The organism is Thioalkalivibrio sp., assembly GCF_007692535.1.
GTDB lineage: Bacteria > Pseudomonadota > Gammaproteobacteria > Ectothiorhodospirales > Ectothiorhodospiraceae > Thioalkalivibrio.
The window spans coordinates 1-15,334 of record NZ_REBW01000061.1; the positions used below are offsets into that span (position 1 = coordinate 1).

The window sequence follows — 15,334 nt, forward strand, 5'->3', positions numbered from 1 at the left end:
GAATGGCTCCGTGGCAGGGAAAACGGCGCGATGAAATGCCGCCATCCTGATGCCTGGCCGGCCCGCACTGCAAGCGTGCAACGCCCCGCCCCGGGCATGGTCACCGACGCCCGGCCGCGATAGCGAGCGCTGGAAGAAGCTGGACCCAAGGCCGCTAGGGGAGGGTCTTGAACGCTTCCAGGGCGGCTTCGCGGCTGGTTTTCAGGTCGACGACGGGGTCGGGGTAGCCGGGGGGCTTGCGGTCGCTTTGCCAGGGGGCGTGTATCTTCGCGTCGGGCATGGCTTCGAGTTCGGGCACGTAGCGGCGCACGTAGGTGCCGTCCGTGTCGAAGCGCTGGCCCTGAAGCACGGGGTTGAAAATGCGGAAGTAGGGTGCGGCGTCGGCACCGCTGCCAGCGGCCCACTGCCAGCCAAGGGTGTTGGAGGCCAGGTCTGCATCGACCAGGGTGTCCCAGAACCAGCGGGCGCCGTGCAGCCAGTGCAGGCGCAGGTTCTTGGTGAGCAGCGAGGCGACGATCATTCGGGTGCGGTTGTGCATCCACCCCGTCTGCCAGAGTTCGCGCATGCCGGCATCGACGATCGGGATGCCCGTGCGACCCTGTTGCCAGGCCTGCAGGTCCTGCTTCGATTCGCGCCAGGGGAAGTGCTGAAAACGTGGGTTCAGGGGTTCTTCGGTGGTCTGCGGGAAATGGTAGATCAGGTGATGGCCGAACTCGCGCCAGCCGAGTTCGCGCACGAAATGCTCCGCGCCGCCGGCGTCCAGGTCCAGGCCCGCCTCGCGCAGGTTCCAGACGATCTGCCGCGGTGAGATCTCGCCGAAATGCAGGTGCGGCGACAGCCGCGAAGTGCCGTCGCGGCCGGGCAGTTCGCGGCCTTTGGCATAGGCGCGGACCGAGTCCTCGACAAAGGATTGCAGGCGTTCCAGGGCGCCCGCCTCTCCGGGTGTCCAGTGCTCGGCCAGGCCTTGGTCCCAACGGATGCGTGGCAGGAGATCGAGGGCCTCCAGATGTTCGGATCGCGGCCAGTCCTCGCCAGCGCGTGCCGCCGCACCCGGCCCAGGCAGGTGTGGCGGCACGGTCCCGGGGGCGGTGTCGATGCCGGCCTTCCGACAGGCCTTCCAGAACGGCGAGAACACCTTGTACGGGTCACCGCTACCCGTGGCGATCTGCCATGGCTCGTGCAGCAGAGCGGCATTGAAGCTGGTGGCCGTGAGGCCGGCTTCGCGCAGGGCCTTCTTGATCTCCTGGTCGCGGCGGATCACCGCCGGTTCGTATAGGCGGTTCCAGAAGACCGCATCGGCGCCGGTTTCGCGCGCCAGATCCAGCAGTGTCGCAAGGCTGGCTCCGCGGCGCAGGATCAGACGGCTTCCGGCCTGCGCCAGGGCCTCGTCCATCCGCGCAAGGCTGTGGTGCAGCCACCAGTTCGAGGCGGCACCGGGCTGCCACGGTGCCTCTTCTTCCGGCGCATGGATGAACACCGGGATCACCGGCAGGCCGCGCTCGGCGGCCGCGCTCAGCGCCGGCTGATCGGCCAGGCGCAGATCGCGGCGGAGCCAAACCAACGTCGCAGCCATCAGCGCAGACGTACCATCGGGCGCACGGCGGTGAAGCCGCCGTCCACCGGCAGGATCTGACCCGTGATCCAACCGGCCTCGTCCGACAGAAGCCATGCGGCGGCACGGGCCTGGTCCTCGGCCTGGGCGTAGCGGCCCAGTGGATACTGGGCGGTGATCTGCTCCTCTGCGCCCTTGGTGGCAAAAAGGCGCTCTGTGGCACCCGTGCGGGTCAGGCCCGGAGCAATGCCGTTGATACGCAAGCCCTGTGCGGCATAGGTGGCCGCCGTGGCGGGGATGAGGCTGGCGACCGCCCCCTTGGCTGCCGCGATCGCCTCGTGGTTCGACACGCCAATCAGCGAGACGACGGAGCTGAACAGGACTGCGGCGCCGGCGGAATCGCTGGCCTTGACCCGCCCCTGGACCCATGCGCGCAGGGTGAAGAAGGCGCTGTCCAGGTTCGCGGCCAGGCAATCCCGGTACTGGGCGTCGGTGGTGCGGTGCAGGGGCGCGAGCAGCGTGGTTCCCGCGCAGTGTGCCAGGTGCGTCGGCGCCTCGCCGAGATGTTCGGTCGCCTCGGCGAAGGCCGCCTGTGCGCCTTCCGGAAGGCTCACGTCGGCTTCGATGGCGACGGCTTGCAGGCCTTTGGGCAGATCCGCCATGACCGCATCGAGGCGGCTTCGGTCACGGCCGACGAGGGCTACGTGGTAGGCCGTGGGTTCGATGGTATGCAACAGCGCACGGCCCACTCCTCCGGTGGCGCCGGTGACGACGAGCGAGTTCGGGCGCATGGTCGACTCCTTCTGTCTCTGGTTGAGCGATATCCGTGGGGCAACGGGCCGGAAGCGCGAACGGCTTCCGGCTTCCCGGGTCCTCAGTGTGCTCGGGGATCGAGCAGTTGCCGGCTTAGCGTGTCGGCTGCCTGCAGCGGATCGGCAGGCAGCGTGACCAGTTGGCGCGGGGTGTCCAGCCCGGCCAGCTCGGCAGCCCCGCTACCGGAAAGGTAGGCGGGCACTCCGTCTTCGGACAGCAGTCGGCGCAGGCGTTCGATTTCGTGGTCGTGGACCGAGCGTGCCGGGGTATGGACGACGAGCGCTGGCGAATGCAGGTGCCCGGTCAGCGCCTGCATTGCGGGCGCGGTGATGACGTCCTGCAGCGGCAGGAGCCGCAGACCCTGCCGCGCGCTGGCCAGCAGCACCAGCATGCCGCCGATGCGCCGATGGCCGGCACCCAGGACCACGCAGGGGCTGGGCGGTCCTTCGCAGAGCAGGAGCGCCGAGCGCAGTTGTTCGGTCAGGGACGACAGCGCCCAGGAGGCGAAAACCGCCAGACGAGCCTCGACAGCCGGGTCATGGCGTGCCTGGTCGCGAAGCGCGGTGTACGTCTCGAGAAAGGCTTTTTCGTGCACGCCCTCCCAGCCGTGGCGCATCACCAATCGGGCATGGGCGCGCTCGAGTTCCACCGTGCTGAGTTCCCGTGTGGCCTCCAGCAGTGCCTCCGAGAGCGGGTCGAGCACGTGCGGCGCGAGGCCACCCTGGACGGCTGGTGCGCGCTCGTCCGGCCGCGACGTCCCGGGGGCGCCCAGCGAGTCGTGGCCGTTCGGGCCGGGCCCGTGCAGGTCGTGCTGCAGGACCCGCCCCACTTGCGAGACGGCCACGCCTTCGTCGAGCAGCGACAAGATACGCCGGATGCGGGCAATATCGTCTGCACTGTAGAGCCGGTGCCCCTTGGGGGTCCGCAGCGGCTGGATCAGCCCGTAGCGGCGCTCCCACGCACGCAGGGTGACCGGATTGATCCCGGTCTCTGCGCAGACGTGGCGGATCGGGAACAATCCGTCCGTTGGTGGGATATCGCTGTCAGTAGGGTGAGGCATACAAGGATTGTACAATATCTGTACACAAATGCCACGCCTCTTTCCAACTTATTCGCACGACAGTGTCGACAACGGTCCGGTCTGGTGGCCCCTATCTGGATCGAGGGGAATTTTTCCACTGCTGCGGGAATCCATCAACCATGGGCAACGACAAAGAGCAAGCAATGTCGATCATCACCGGGGTATCGGGTACACGCGGCGCTGGCTGGGGCGCCCTCGCGGGCCTGGCCCTGACCGGCGTCTTCTGGTTGGGTACGGCGCAGGTGCTGCTGGCGACCGAATCACGCTCTGCCATGGCGGACAGCATTTCGCCCTACCTGCAGCTGCACGCCGACGACCCCGTGCAGTGGCGTGACTGGAGTCCTGCGCTGCTGGAGGAGGCGCGGGCCACGGGGCGCCCGCTGCTGATCTCCAGCGGCTATTACGCCTGCCATTGGTGCCACGTGATGCAGGAGGAGAGCTTCAAGGACGCGGGCATCGCGGAGCGTCTGAACCGCGACTACATCCCGGTGAAGGTCGACCGCGAGCTGAACGCCGCGCTGGACCAGTACCTCCTCGAATTCCTTCGCGCCACCCGGGGCAGCGCCGGCTGGCCGCTGAACGTGGTGGTCCTTCCCTCCGGTGACGCCCTGGCCGGCGTCGTCTACGCGCCGCGGGATGACTTCGCCAGGTTCCTCGACGGCATCACGGCACGCCTGCGTCAGGACGGCGACGCGTTGACGGCGCTGGCCCGGGAGGGGCGGCTGGAACTGACCGCCCGGCTGCGCGAGGGCGAACGGCCGCTGTCTGAAGCACGGGCGGCGCGCCTGCCACAGGTTCTTTGGGCGGCGATGGAGCGTGACGCCGACTTCCTCGGGGGTGGGTTTGGTGACCAGTCGAAGTTTCCGCGTGCCCCGGCACTGGACGCTCTGCTGCAGGCACGGGAGCAGGGTCGGGCGCCGGAGTGGGCGGACGAGTTTCTGGAAGTGACCCTGGAGGAGATGGCGCGGGCGGGGCTGCGGGACGTGATCGGCGGAGGGTTCTTCCGGTACTCGGAGACGCCGGACTGGGGCCGGCCGCACTTCGAGATCATGCTGGACGACCAGGCCCAGCTGGCGCGGGTGTACCTGCGCGCGGGGCGGCAGTTCGATCGCCCGGACTGGACCGAGGTCGGCCGCGGGACGCTGGCCTTCGTGCTGCGCGAGATGGCGCTCGAGGACGCAGCGGTGTTCGCGTCGGGGCTGTCGGCGCTGGACGACGCGGGCCGCGAGGGGGGCGTGTATCTCTGGACGCCGGGGGAGGTGGATGACGCCCTGCAGGGGCATCCGCATCCGGATCTGGTCCGGGCCTGGTTCCGGCTGGAGGGCGCGCCGACCTTTGAAGGCCGCTTCCTGCCCCAGCATCAGGAATCCCTTGCTGCCCTGGCGGAGCGTTTCGGGCTGCCGCTGAACGAAGCCCGTGAGCAGGTCGAGCAGGGCCGGCAGGCGCTGCTGCAATATCGGCAGGCCCGCGGGGTGCCGCGGGATGAAAAGCAGTTGACCGGTCTGCACGGCTTGCTGCTGTCCGCATTTGCGGAACTGCACGACGATCCCGCGATCGGCGCGGCAGGCGAGGAGCTGGCCGCACGGCTTCGTTCGCTGGCGGCAAGGCCCGGAGAACTGTCGCAATTGCTGGATCTGCCTCGGGACGTTGCGGGCGGGGCGGATCTTTCCGATTACGCCTACCTGGCGCAGGGGCTGCACGACTGGGCCGTGGCCACCGGAACCGGCGGTGACCGGACCGTGACCGGATTGCTGGAGGTCGCGTGGGCGGATTTCACCGATGCCGACGGCTGGCGCGCGGCGCGGGAACAGCCCTTGCCGGGGATGGTGGCGCAGCGTTTCCACACCGCCGTCCACAATCCGTCGCCGACCAGCCTGATCCTGACGCTGAGCCGGGAATACGTTGGCGACAGCGAGACACTGTCCGAGCGGCTGGCCGACTTCGACCTGCGACCCGGCCGGGGCGTCGAGACCAGCCCGCAGGAGCACGCGCAACTGATCCTCCTGCTGACCCGCGGCTGAGAGCCCGGGCCCGCCGCAAATCGGCGATAATCATCTTTTTTCGCAGAATGGTGTGCAGTGTATGACGACGGAAGGCAAAAACGGGAGCGGTAAAGCCTTTCTCGAGGCGTTCAACGGGGGCTTCGCCGGGATCCTGCATTGGCGCCAACTCGATGCGCTCTGGGAACGGCTGCGCGGCGATGCCGATGGTGCCTGGTACGTCTATGCGGTGGGGGAGCCGCCGCCTGCCGAGCCGGCCAGTGCCGGGCAACTGGACCGGTTCATCGCCGGGGTCGACAAGCTGCTGCGCGCCGAGCACCATCACGACTACTGCGGTGTGGTGTATGCCGACCGCACGGATGCGCCACGCCTGATCAAGATTTTCGACCCCAATCACCTGGGCTCCAGCTGCGGTTCTTCGGGGACCCGGGTGTTCCCCGGCTGGGTGCTGTCACGGAACCCACCGGTCGATCTGCCGGCCGCGATGCCCCCGACGCGCAGCCGCCGCCGCTGGTGGCAGGCCATCTTCTCCGGCTGACGCGCCCCGGTTTCCTGATTACGATCCGCCGCGCGACCGGTCGGTGGACCTGCCTTCGAGACGGCGCAGACACTCCAGGTAGGCGGTTTCGTCGGGTTGGCTGCCCGCGCGCTGCGCTTCCCACAGCGCCCGGCCCAGGCACTCGATCATCCGGTGTTCCGCCTCCATCGCGCCGTGGCGCGCGCTGAGTCCCCGGTGGATGTCACGGATGCCGGCCGGCCGGTTGGTGGCGGCCTGCTCGCGGATGCTGAGGTGCATCGCCAGGTGCAGGAAGGGATTGCCCTGGCCTCCCTCGGGCGGAAACTCGGCGGTCAGCGCGTGTTCCCGGTCGGCCAGCAGATCGTGGTATTCGGGGTGTTCGCGGATGAGTTCGGCGAGAGCGGCCTCCAAGGGCTCCAGAGACTGGCCGCTGCGGGCCTTGTCCCAGGCCTGGATGAACTGCTCGCGTAGCTGGTCTCGGTTTCCGAACATGGTTCCTCCCGTGGCGCCCGCTCAGCCGGTGCCGGCGGCGGGGGCCTTGCTGCGGTACTCGCAGAGATCGTGGATCACGCACTGATGGCAGAGCGGGCGCCGCGCACGGCAGGTGTAGCGTCCGTGCAGGATCAGCCAGTGGTGGGCGTCCCGGCGGAACTCGGCGGGCGTGAAGCGCAGCAGCTTGCGTTCCACCTCCAGCGGCGTCTTTCCGGGGGCGATGCCGGTGCGGTTGGCGACCCGGAAGATGTGTGTGTCCACCGCGATGGTGGACTCACCGAAGGCCGTGTTCAGCACCACGTTGGCGGTCTTGCGGCCGACGCCGGGAAGCGCCTCCAGTGCCGCGCGCTCACGCGGCACCTCGCCGCCGTGATCGCGGATCAGGAGGTCGCAGGTCTTGATGATGTTGGCGGCCTTGCTGTTGAAGAGCCCGATGGTGCGGATGTGGGACTTCAGCCCTTCCAACCCCAGTTCCAGGATCGCCTCGGGCGTGCTCGCGATCGGGTAGAGGCGACGCGTTGCGCGGTTCACGCCGACATCGGTCGCCTGGGCCGACAGGATCACCGCCACCAGCAGTTCGAAGGGAGTGCGGTATTCGAGCTCGGTCGTGGGGGCGGGATCGATCTCGCGCAGGCGCTCGAAGATCTCGCGCCGTTTGGCGGCATTCATGCGCGCGGCGCCGCCGGTGTCAACGGAGCCACGGTTTCCGCGATCGGCAACGGCGGCTGTCTGCCGGCAGCCTCAGACGTGCCGGAACAGGCCGACATTCGGAGGTGCCTCGCGCGGATTTCCGGTGGCCTCCTCGCGCAGGGAGTCGAGCATGGCCTTGTGTTCTTCCTCGAGCTTGTGCATCGCGTCGGCATCCAGTTTCGGCAGAATCACGTTGCTGATGAACGAACCCAGCTCGTCCATGCTGACGGCCCAGAACTTGTCGTTCAGGTGGAACGAGTGGCGGGCGTGGGTGCCCATCGGGTAGCTGCTGAAGCGCACGCCCATGGTTGCCGAGAGATCGTCGTCGTTGGTCACGAAGTCCTTGGCGAAGTCGTACCACCACTTGTAGTACTTCTCCTGCAACTCGTTGTTGAAACCCTGGTTCTCGAAAAAGGCCGCAATGGTGCCGCGCGGCGCGAGACCATAGCGTGTACCGCGCTTGCCGGCGAAGGGGAAGTGTCCAGCCATGCCATTCTCCTGCGATTGGGGACTTCGGGCCGTTGGCCCGGATCGGAACATTAAAGCATTCTTATTTTACGGCCGCGAGCATGCGCTTCCGCGATGACCACAATCGCAACCGGGAAGGCATGGTGGGCCATGCGGAAAGTTCGGTACCAGATCGCTTCGCCAGAGACGCCGAACTTCCCGCATGGCCCACCAGGTTCAGGTGTGCGAGGTGGCGGGTTGGGACTCGGGCGCGCCGGAAGGGATCGGTTTTGCCTCCAGGCGCGCGTCGATCAGGTTCTTCACCGCGATCAGCAGACCCATTGCCAGGAAGGCACCGGGCGGGAGCAGGGCCAGCAGGAAGCCGTGTTCCTGGGGGAAGATTTCAATCCGCAGCTCGTGGCCCCATTCGCCGAAGAGCAGGTGGGCGTTGTCGAGCAGGCTGCCTTGTCCGATTACCTCGCGCAGGGCACCGATCGCGACCAGTACCCCGGTGAACCCGACACCCATGGCCAGCCCGTCCAGGGCCGCCCGGGGTACCGAATTGCGAGAGGCGAAGGCCTCGGCACGGCCGATGATGGCGCAGTTGGTCACGATCAGCGGGATGAAGATGCCCAGCACCAGGAACAGGCCGTGGAACCACGCATTCATCACCAGCTCGATCGCGGTCACCGCGGAGGCGATGATCAGTACATAGACCGGGATGCGGATCTCCGGCCGGACGTGCTCGCGCAGCAGCGACACCAGCGAGTTGGACACGACCAGGGTCACGATGGTCGCGATGCCGAGACCGAGGGCGTTGACGACGGTGCCGGAGATCGCGAGCAGGGGACACAGGCCCAACAACTGGACCAGCCCCGGATTGTTGGTCCACAGACCCTCGCGGATGATGTCGAGATAGGTGCTGTTCATGGCGTGGCCTCAACGGGTGGCGCGGGTACTGGCTGGGGCTCCTGCACCGGTCCCGGTGGTGTCGTCGGGTCGGGTATCTCCGGTGACAAGGCCTCAATGGGCAGGAGTTCGCCGTCGACGGGCGGCGGCGTGGCCAGCAGGGCCTCGGCGTTCTCCTGAAAATAGACCAGTGCATTGCGCACCGCCTGCACGACCGCGCGCGGAGTGATGGTGGCGCCGGTGAACTGGTCGAACACGCCGCCGTCCTTGCGCACCCGCCATTGTTCGATCGGCGGGTTCCCGAGCGAACGGCTGCGGAAGCCATGGATCCAGTCGGAGCGATCGGCCTCGATGTCGTCGCCGAGTCCGGGCGTCTCGCGGTGCTGCGTGACCCGGACACCGAGCACGTGTCCGTCGGCGCTGATCCCGATCAGCAGGTGGATGTTGCCACTGTATCCATTGGGCGCGATCGCCGAAAGCGCCAGGCCGACGACCGCATCGCCGCGGCGGGCGAACCAGGCCGGCAGAGCCTCTCCGCCGAGACGCGGGTCGCTCAGCAGGGCGTGGTCGGCCACCGGTTCGTTGTCATGATCCAGCCCCTCGAGCACCTGCGTGATGCGTACGCGGGTCATCGCGACCCGGTTCTCCGCGATGCGCGCCTCGGTACCGGAGTGAATCCAGGCCACGATCCCGGTCCCGGTCGCGGCGAACAGGCCCAGCAGCAGGGTGGTGATCACCATATCCCGGACGACGATCCTAGCCATGGCCGTCCCGCGAGTGGCCGAAGATGCGCGGCCTCGTGTAATGATCGAGCGTGGGCGCCACCATGTTCATCAGCAGCACGGCGAAGGCCACCGCGTCCGGGTAGCCGCCCCAGGTGCGGATCACGTAGATCAGCAGGCCGATCCCGGCACCGAAGAGAATGCGTCCCGTTGGCGTGGTCGCCGCCGACACCGGGTCGGTGGCGATGAAGAAGGCGCCGATGATCGCGGCGCCGCTGAACACGTGGAACGCCGGCGAAGCGAAGTAGTCCGGGTCGATCACCCAGAAAACACCCGCGACCGTGGCCAGCGTCAGCAGCATGGACACCGGGATGTGCCAGGTGATCACGCGACGGTACAGCAGCCAGAGTCCGCCCAGCAGGAACAGGTTGCCCGCCCACTCCCACTCGGTCTGCGAGAACGACCCGAACACGGGGCTTTGGGTCACTTCGGTCACGGTCTGTCCGCTGACGATGCTCTCTCGCATCATGTCCAGCGGCGAGGCCCGCGTGATCGCGTCCCAGTCCATGCCCTCGGGCAGTCGCCCGGTAAGGGTCGTCTGCAAGGTCTGCAGCAAGCTCAGCGAGGCATTGGTCAGGCCCTCCGGCGAGGGCCAGAGCGAGAGTTCGCGCGGAAACGAGACCAGCACCACCACGTAGCCGACCATGGCCGGGTTGAACGGGTTGTAGCCAAGCCCCCCGTACAGATGCTTGGCCACCACGATCGCAAAGGCGGTACCGATCAGCAGGACCCAGACCGGCGCCAGCGGGGGAATCGCCAGCGCAAAGAGCCAGCCGGCCAGGATGGCGCTGGAATCACCGAGGGTCGCCAGGACCGGTCGCCCGCGCGCCGCCACCATCAGCGCCTCGAACGCGACCGAGAACAGGATGGCCAGGCTGACGTTGACCAGCACGCCCCAGCCGAAGAACCAGGTCATTGCCAGCGTGCCCGGCACCAGCGCGTACAGGACCTGGCGCATGACGCCGCCGACGCTGTGGCCGGGAATGAGGTGGGGGGAGGTGCAGGTCCGGAAGCGCATCAGCGGTCGGCCCGCTCGCGGTCAGCGGGGGATGCTTCCTCGTTCGCCTGTGCGCTCTTCTTCGCCCGTGCGCGCTCGATGGCGCCGTCGATGGCGGTCTTCCTGTCCGGGTCGGTATCCTTCTTTGCCAGCGCAGCTTTCTTGCGCGCGAGGCGTTCGGCCTTCTCCCGTTCCTCACGTTCCTGTCGCAACTGCCTGAATTCGAAGCGTTCACGGGCGAGATCCGCCTTCTGACGCTCCTTCTCCCGGCCCCAGATCTCCTGCTTGGCGAAGCGGTAATACTGGACCAGCGGGATGTTGCTGGGGCAGACATGGGCGCAGCAGCCGCACTCGATGCAGTCGAACAGGCCGTAGTCCTGCACCGAGTCGAAGTCCTTGCCCTTCGCGAACCAGTACAACTGCTGCGGGAGAAGGTTGGCCGGGCAGACACGGGTACATTCGCCGCAACGGATGCAGGGCATCACCGGGCCCGGCGCCGGGGTGTCCTCGACCCGCGTCGTCAGAAGACAGTTGGTCCCCTTGATCACCGGTACCGCGTCGTCGCCGATGGCGAAACCCATCATCGGGCCGCCCATGACCAGGCGGTCGACGCCGGGCGCGTACCCGCCGGCGGCCGCGACCACATCCGCGAAGGTGGTGCCGATCAGTGCCTCGACATTGCGCGGTTCGCGAATGCCCGGTCCGGTGACCGTGACGATGCGCGAGATTAGCGGCTGTCCGTGCAGCACCGCGTCGCGTATGGCCTTCAGCGTGCCCGCGTTCTGGCAGACGATCCCCAGGTCCGCGGGCAGTCCGGCACTCGGGACCTCGCGCCCCGTCAGCACCTGGATCAACTGACGCTCACCGCCGGTCGGATAGATGCTGGGGATGGAGACGAGACGGATGAAGTCCGATTCCTCGCCGCGCCGGGCGTCGGTGAGCGCGCGCAGGGCCTCGGGCTTGTTGTCCTCGACCGCGAAAAGCACCCGCTCTGCGCCGAGGATGTGCGCGACGATGCGGGCACCCTCCAGGATCGCCTCGGGGTAGGTGCGCATCAGGATGTCGTCACAACTGATGTAGGGCTCGCACTCGGCGCCGTTCACCACCAGCGTGTGGATGCGCTTTCCGGCGCGCGGATTGAGCTTGGCCGCGGTCGGGAACGCCGCACCGCCCATGCCGACGATGCCCGCGGCGCGTACCCGTTCACGCAGGCTGCGCGCGTCCCGCTCCCGCCAGTCGGGCCAGGCCGGCAAGCGGGTGTCGCCCCATTGGTCGTGGGCATCGGATTCGATGACGATGCAGGGTGCGCTGAGGCAGGAGGGGTGGGGTATCGGGTGATCGACGATGTCCTTGATCCGGCCCGAGGTCGGCGCGTGCACATGCGCGCAGATGTAGTCCTTCGCCTGGCTGATCCGCTGCCCCTTGAACACATGGTCGCCGGGCTGGACCAGAGGCTCCGTCGGGGCGCCGATGTGCTGCGACAGCGGCACGTAAAGGTACTTCGGCACGCCCATTGTGAGCAGTGGATGGGCCGTGCTTTCCGCCTTGTGGTCGGGCAGTTTCAGGCCGCCGTGGAAGCGATGCAGTTGCATGGGCGCATTCTATGGGAATCACGGCCCTCAGGCGGATTCCCGGCGTTTCCCGATGGCATGGCGCCCTTCCCGGCGCGGGCGCTCGATTGGCGAGGGCTCCGGCTGCGACCAGCGCCAGTCGGTGATGTCCTGCTGCAGCGGAACCATGAAGATGCAGTCGACCGGGCAGGGTTCCAGGCACAGTTCGCAGCCGGTGCATTCCTCCTCGATCACCGTGTGCATCTGCTTGGCGGCGCCGACGATGGCGTCCACGGGGCAGGCCTGGATGCACAGGGTGCAGCCGATGCAGGTCTGCTCGTCGATCACCGCGACCGACTTTTCCCGGGTCTCGGCCTCGAGCGGCTTCGGGTCGCGGCCGAGCAGGTCCGCCAGCGCCAGTACCGTCGGCTCGCCGCCCGGGGGGCAGCGGTTGATGTCGGCCTCGCCAGCCGAGATGGCCTCGGCATAGGGCCGACAGCCCGGGTAACTGCACTGGCCACACTGCGTCTGCGGCAGCAGGGAATCGATCTGGTCTACGATCGGGTCGCCCTCGACCCGGAAGCGCTGCGCCGAGTAGCCCAGGATCAACCCGAAGGCGAGCGCGAGTCCGGCGATGGCAAGGATAGCGTGGAGCATGATCAGAGGCGCACCAGGCCGGAGAAGCCCATGAAGGCCAGGGACATCAGTCCGGCCGTGATCATCGCGATCGCGCTGCCGCGGAAGGGCACCGGCACGTCCGCGGCGGCGATGCGCTCACGGATCGCCGAGAACAGGATCAGCACGATCGAGAAACCGACCGCGGCGCCGAAGCCGTACAGGGCCGACTCGACGAACCCGTGCGCTTCCTGCACGTTCAGCAGCGCCACCCCGAGCACGGCGCAGTTGGTGGTGATCAGTGGCAGGAAGATCCCCAGCACGTTGTACAGCAGGGGACTGGTCTTGTGCACCACCATCTCGGTGAACTGCACCACCGCGGCAATGACCAGGATGAAGGCGATGGTGCGCAGGTATTCGAGGCCGAGCGGAGTCAGCAGATACTCGTTGATCAGGTAGCTGCTGACCGCGGACAGGGTCAGCACGAAGGTCGTCGCCAGACCCATGCCGGTGGCGGTCTCGACCTTGCGCGACACGCCCATGAAGGGACACAGGCCGAGGAACTTCACCAGGACGAAGTTGTTGACCAGAATCGTGCTGATAAGGATCAGGGCGTATTCCACGGCAATCCCGGGCGGTGCAATGAAACAAAGTATCGGGCAGCGGGAGGGATTCACTCAACCGCGCCGGTGCCTGCACCTGGCTGTGCTCCCTAGGCAACGAACTTCCCGCTTGGCCCACCGGCTCCAACATAGCACCCCGGCGGAAGGGTTGCGTCTGTCTCCACAGGTCCAGCATGGACACGGGCGCCCTATCGCCCGCGGGCCATCGCCTCGGGCATCACGGCCGCAAAATCCGGGAAGCTGCGGTGGTGGCCGAATGGCCCCTCGACGCCTTCACGGAGCACCGCCGCGGTGTGCATGCGCGTCAGCGCCGCAGCATCCAGTTCTTCCGGGCGGTCCGACAGGAAGAGGATCTGTTCCGGCGGCAGCCCGATTTCCGCCGCGATCCGGCGGTAGCTGTCGGCGTCGCGCTTGCCGCCGATGCGGGTGTCGTAATAACCGCTGAAAAGCGGATTCAGGTCCCCTGCGTCGGTGTGCCCGAAGAGCAGCTTCTGGGCATGCACGGACCCCGAGGAGAAGATGTACAGGTCGATCCCCGCGTCCTTCCAGCGACGCAGGGCCTCGGGTACGTCGGGGTAGACGTGTCCGCGGAAGTCGCCCTTTTCGTAACCGTGTTCCCAGATCAGCCCCTGCAGGGCCTTCAGCGGGGTGATCTTCTGGTCGGCGTCCATCCAGGCCCGCATGCGCTCGATCAGCGCCGTGTCGTCGAGATCGCCGCCCGCGTAGGCGCGTGCATCGGCGAGCAGGCGCGCGACCCGAGGCTCGTCGCGATGCTCCCGCACGAATCCCGCGAGATGCGCCGCGGCATAGGGGAAGAGAATGTCATGGACGAACGACAGGCTGGTGGTGGTGCCCTCGATGTCCAGCAGGACGGCCCTGGTCATTGTGCCGATCCGGGCAGCTCGTCCAGCATCGGAAAACGGCGGGCGATCCCTTCACCGGTGAATTGCGCAACCCAGCCCTCGGTGTTGGTGAAGAGGCGGATCGCGGTGAAGTGCGGTGCCGGACCCATGTCGAACCAGTGCCGGGTGCCGGCCGGAACCGAGATCAGGTCGCCCGCCTCGGCGTGCAGGCCCAGCACCTCGCCGCCGATGTGCAGGCAGAAGAGCCCGCTGCCCTCGACGAAGAAGCGGACCTCGTCCTCGCTGTGGGTATGCTCGTCGAGGAATTTCTCGCGGAATTCCGCTCGCTGCGGGTGATCCGGCGTCAGGCGCACGACATCCGCGGTGGAGAACCCGCGTTCGCGCTTCAGGCGCTCGACGTCATCGGCATAGGCCGTGAGGATGGTCTCCTGGTCGGCGCCCGGGGGCAGGTCGCGGCTGGCATCCCAGCGTTCGAAGCCGATGCCGGCGTCGGCCAGGATCCGGGTGATCTCGGCGGTGTCTTCGATGTGCGTGCCCTCGCCGGGCGCGGAATCCGGGTAGACGTAGAGGGTGGTCATGGGTTCAGCCTCCGGGAAAGGATCTCGCATTCGAACAGGAACTCGAAGGCCTCGATATGCTGCACGGCAGCTTCCACCGAGCGCCCCCAGGTGTACAGACCATGACTGCCGATCAGGTATCCGGACAGCGTGGGGTTGCGGTTCATGTAGTGGTCCACCTGCGCCGCCAGTTGCGGCATGTCCTGGGTGTTCGCAAAGACGGGCACGGGCAGCGAGGTCTCGTGGGTGGTGATCGCGGGAAAGGCCTTCAGCACCTCGTAGTCGTCCAGGGTCAGCCCCTGGGGGAACAGGCGCGACAGCACCGTCGCGTTCACCGAATGGGTGTGCAGCACGGCGCCGATGTCGGGGTCGCGCCGGTACATCACGATGTGCAGGAAGGTCTCCGCCGAGGGCTTCTTGCCGGGCGACAGGATGTTGCCGTCGAGGTCCACGACCATGAACCCGTTGTCGTCCAGGTGGCCCTTGTGGCGCCCGGAGACGGTGATCACGATCTGCTCGTCGTTCAGCCGTGCGGAGAAGTTGCCCGCGGTCGCGGGTACCCAGCCGCGCTGGGCGAACAGGCGCCCCGCGTCGGCCAGCAGCCGGACCTGCGCCTTGAATTCCAGTGTATCTTCAATCATTCCAATGCCGCGAAAAGTGGCGAAGCTTACGCCAGCCTGCGTTGTAAGGAAACTCCAGCTCCCGGTCAGAGACCCCGATCATCCGCGTAAATTCGGTCGCAGCCCTGTGGAGTGCGGGAGCTTGCTCCCGCTATCGGACGGTCGGGCCGCCCTAGGGGAAAAGCGGCGGCAATCCGCCGCACTCCATAGTGGACCTGTGTTTTTA

The 15,334-nt window shown here is 67.3% G+C and carries 17 protein-coding genes; 2 read left to right on the forward strand and 15 right to left on the reverse strand.

The features are described 5' to 3' along the window. Positions 1-154 precede the first annotated feature (154 nt). The 3 genes from EA346_RS01615 to EA346_RS01625 all read right to left on the reverse strand — a co-directional run bounded on the left by EA346_RS01615 (position 155) and on the right by EA346_RS01625 (position 3,425). Positions 155-1,573 (reverse strand): deoxyribodipyrimidine photo-lyase, encoded by a 1,419-nt coding sequence (locus EA346_RS01615; RefSeq protein ID WP_296754814.1) that lies wholly within the window; start codon positions 1,571-1,573, stop codon positions 155-157. Further along, positions 1,573-2,343 carry an SDR family oxidoreductase gene (locus tag EA346_RS01620; protein WP_296754817.1) on the reverse strand — a complete coding sequence of 257 codons (771 nt, stop codon included), beginning with the start codon at positions 2,341-2,343 and terminating at the stop codon, positions 1,573-1,575. Before EA346_RS01620 ends, EA346_RS01615 begins: the two co-directional genes overlap by 1 nt. 83 nt (positions 2,344-2,426) lie before the next feature. Then, positions 2,427-3,425, reverse strand: coding sequence for a MerR family transcriptional regulator (locus EA346_RS01625; RefSeq protein WP_296754819.1), 999 nt, complete (start codon positions 3,423-3,425; stop codon positions 2,427-2,429). Between the two features lie 140 nt (positions 3,426-3,565). Here EA346_RS01625 and EA346_RS01630 point away from each other — a divergent pair, with 140 nt between their 5' ends. Together EA346_RS01630 and EA346_RS01635 are read left to right on the forward strand one after the other, a co-directional pair. After that, the gene (locus EA346_RS01630; protein WP_296754822.1) at positions 3,566-5,467 is read left to right on the forward strand and encodes a DUF255 domain-containing protein; all 1,902 of its coding nucleotides are present in this window, start codon (positions 3,566-3,568) and stop codon (positions 5,465-5,467) included. A gap of 61 nt (positions 5,468-5,528) precedes the next feature. Then, positions 5,529-5,984, forward strand: coding sequence for a hypothetical protein (locus EA346_RS01635; protein ID WP_296754824.1), 456 nt, complete (start codon positions 5,529-5,531; stop codon positions 5,982-5,984). An 18-nt stretch (positions 5,985-6,002) separates the two neighbouring features. Here the strand turns inward: EA346_RS01635 and EA346_RS01640 are convergent, their stop codons facing one another. From EA346_RS01640 to EA346_RS01695, 12 genes are all read right to left on the reverse strand, one after another. Continuing rightward, positions 6,003-6,455, reverse strand: coding sequence for a DUF1841 family protein (locus EA346_RS01640; protein WP_296754826.1), 453 nt, complete (start codon positions 6,453-6,455; stop codon positions 6,003-6,005). Between the two features lie 21 nt (positions 6,456-6,476). Next, positions 6,477-7,124: an endonuclease III gene (gene nth, locus EA346_RS01645; protein ID WP_296754827.1), complete on the reverse strand. Its 648-nt coding sequence runs from the start codon at positions 7,122-7,124 to the stop codon at positions 6,477-6,479. A 72-nt stretch (positions 7,125-7,196) separates the two neighbouring features. Then, positions 7,197-7,634 carry a hypothetical protein gene (locus EA346_RS01650; protein WP_296754828.1) on the reverse strand — a complete coding sequence of 146 codons (438 nt, stop codon included), beginning with the start codon at positions 7,632-7,634 and terminating at the stop codon, positions 7,197-7,199. 195 nt (positions 7,635-7,829) lie between these two features. Then, positions 7,830-8,522 carry an electron transport complex subunit E gene (locus tag EA346_RS01655; protein WP_296754830.1) on the reverse strand — a complete coding sequence of 231 codons (693 nt, stop codon included), beginning with the start codon at positions 8,520-8,522 and terminating at the stop codon, positions 7,830-7,832. Further along, positions 8,519-9,265 carry an electron transport complex subunit RsxG gene (gene rsxG / locus EA346_RS01660; protein WP_296754832.1) on the reverse strand — a complete coding sequence of 249 codons (747 nt, stop codon included), beginning with the start codon at positions 9,263-9,265 and terminating at the stop codon, positions 8,519-8,521. The genes EA346_RS01655 and rsxG overlap by 4 nt, the downstream gene beginning before the upstream one ends. After that, a complete protein-coding gene (gene rsxD / locus EA346_RS01665; RefSeq protein ID WP_296754835.1) occupies positions 9,258-10,301 on the reverse strand; it encodes an electron transport complex subunit RsxD in 1,044 nt (347 codons plus the stop codon). The genes rsxG and rsxD overlap by 8 nt, the downstream gene beginning before the upstream one ends. Continuing rightward, the gene (gene rsxC, locus EA346_RS01670; RefSeq protein WP_296754837.1) at positions 10,301-11,872 is read right to left on the reverse strand and encodes an electron transport complex subunit RsxC; all 1,572 of its coding nucleotides are present in this window, start codon (positions 11,870-11,872) and stop codon (positions 10,301-10,303) included. Before rsxC ends, rsxD begins: the two co-directional genes overlap by 1 nt. Positions 11,873-11,899: 27 nt before the next feature. Then, a complete protein-coding gene (gene rsxB, locus EA346_RS01675; protein ID WP_296754887.1) occupies positions 11,900-12,493 on the reverse strand; it encodes an electron transport complex subunit RsxB in 594 nt (197 codons plus the stop codon). Continuing rightward, complete coding sequence (gene rsxA / locus EA346_RS01680; protein ID WP_296754841.1) at positions 12,490-13,068, reverse strand: electron transport complex subunit RsxA; 579 nt, start codon at positions 13,066-13,068, stop codon at positions 12,490-12,492. The genes rsxB and rsxA overlap by 4 nt, the downstream gene beginning before the upstream one ends. Before the next feature lie 188 nt (positions 13,069-13,256). After that, positions 13,257-13,952, reverse strand: coding sequence for an acireductone synthase (gene mtnC / locus EA346_RS01685; protein WP_296754843.1), 696 nt, complete (start codon positions 13,950-13,952; stop codon positions 13,257-13,259). Then, positions 13,949-14,509, reverse strand: a complete 561-nt coding sequence (locus EA346_RS01690) for a cupin domain-containing protein (protein ID WP_296754845.1) — start codon at positions 14,507-14,509, stop codon at positions 13,949-13,951. The genes mtnC and EA346_RS01690 overlap by 4 nt, the downstream gene beginning before the upstream one ends. Then, entirely contained in the window at positions 14,506-15,126 is a 621-nt protein-coding gene (locus EA346_RS01695) for a methylthioribulose 1-phosphate dehydratase (protein ID WP_296754890.1), read from the reverse strand. Before EA346_RS01695 ends, EA346_RS01690 begins: the two co-directional genes overlap by 4 nt. Positions 15,127-15,334: the final 208 nt, after the last annotated feature.

Excerpts from the sequence above, each read along its gene's own strand:
- EA346_RS01615 (WP_296754814.1), bottom strand. The coding sequence starts at position 1,573 with ATGGCTGCGACGTTGGTTTGGCTCCGCCGCGATCTGCGCCTGGCCGAT.
- EA346_RS01620 (WP_296754817.1), bottom strand. The coding sequence starts at position 2,343 with ATGCGCCCGAACTCGCTCGTCGTCACCGGCGCCACCGGAGGAGTGGGC.
- EA346_RS01625 (WP_296754819.1), bottom strand. The coding sequence starts at position 3,425 with ATGCCTCACCCTACTGACAGCGATATCCCACCAACGGACGGATTGTTC.
- EA346_RS01630 (WP_296754822.1), top strand. The coding sequence starts at position 3,566 with ATGGGCAACGACAAAGAGCAAGCAATGTCGATCATCACCGGGGTATCG.
- EA346_RS01635 (WP_296754824.1), top strand. The coding sequence starts at position 5,529 with ATGACGACGGAAGGCAAAAACGGGAGCGGTAAAGCCTTTCTCGAGGCG.
- EA346_RS01640 (WP_296754826.1), bottom strand. The coding sequence starts at position 6,455 with ATGTTCGGAAACCGAGACCAGCTACGCGAGCAGTTCATCCAGGCCTGG.
- nth (WP_296754827.1), bottom strand. The coding sequence starts at position 7,124 with ATGAATGCCGCCAAACGGCGCGAGATCTTCGAGCGCCTGCGCGAGATC.
- EA346_RS01650 (WP_296754828.1), bottom strand. The coding sequence starts at position 7,634 with ATGGCTGGACACTTCCCCTTCGCCGGCAAGCGCGGTACACGCTATGGT.
- EA346_RS01655 (WP_296754830.1), bottom strand. The coding sequence starts at position 8,522 with ATGAACAGCACCTATCTCGACATCATCCGCGAGGGTCTGTGGACCAAC.
- rsxG (WP_296754832.1), bottom strand. The coding sequence starts at position 9,265 with ATGGCTAGGATCGTCGTCCGGGATATGGTGATCACCACCCTGCTGCTG.
- rsxD (WP_296754835.1), bottom strand. The coding sequence starts at position 10,301 with ATGCGCTTCCGGACCTGCACCTCCCCCCACCTCATTCCCGGCCACAGC.
- rsxC (WP_296754837.1), bottom strand. The coding sequence starts at position 11,872 with ATGCAACTGCATCGCTTCCACGGCGGCCTGAAACTGCCCGACCACAAG.
- mtnC (WP_296754843.1), bottom strand. The coding sequence starts at position 13,952 with ATGACCAGGGCCGTCCTGCTGGACATCGAGGGCACCACCACCAGCCTG.
- EA346_RS01690 (WP_296754845.1), bottom strand. The coding sequence starts at position 14,509 with ATGACCACCCTCTACGTCTACCCGGATTCCGCGCCCGGCGAGGGCACG.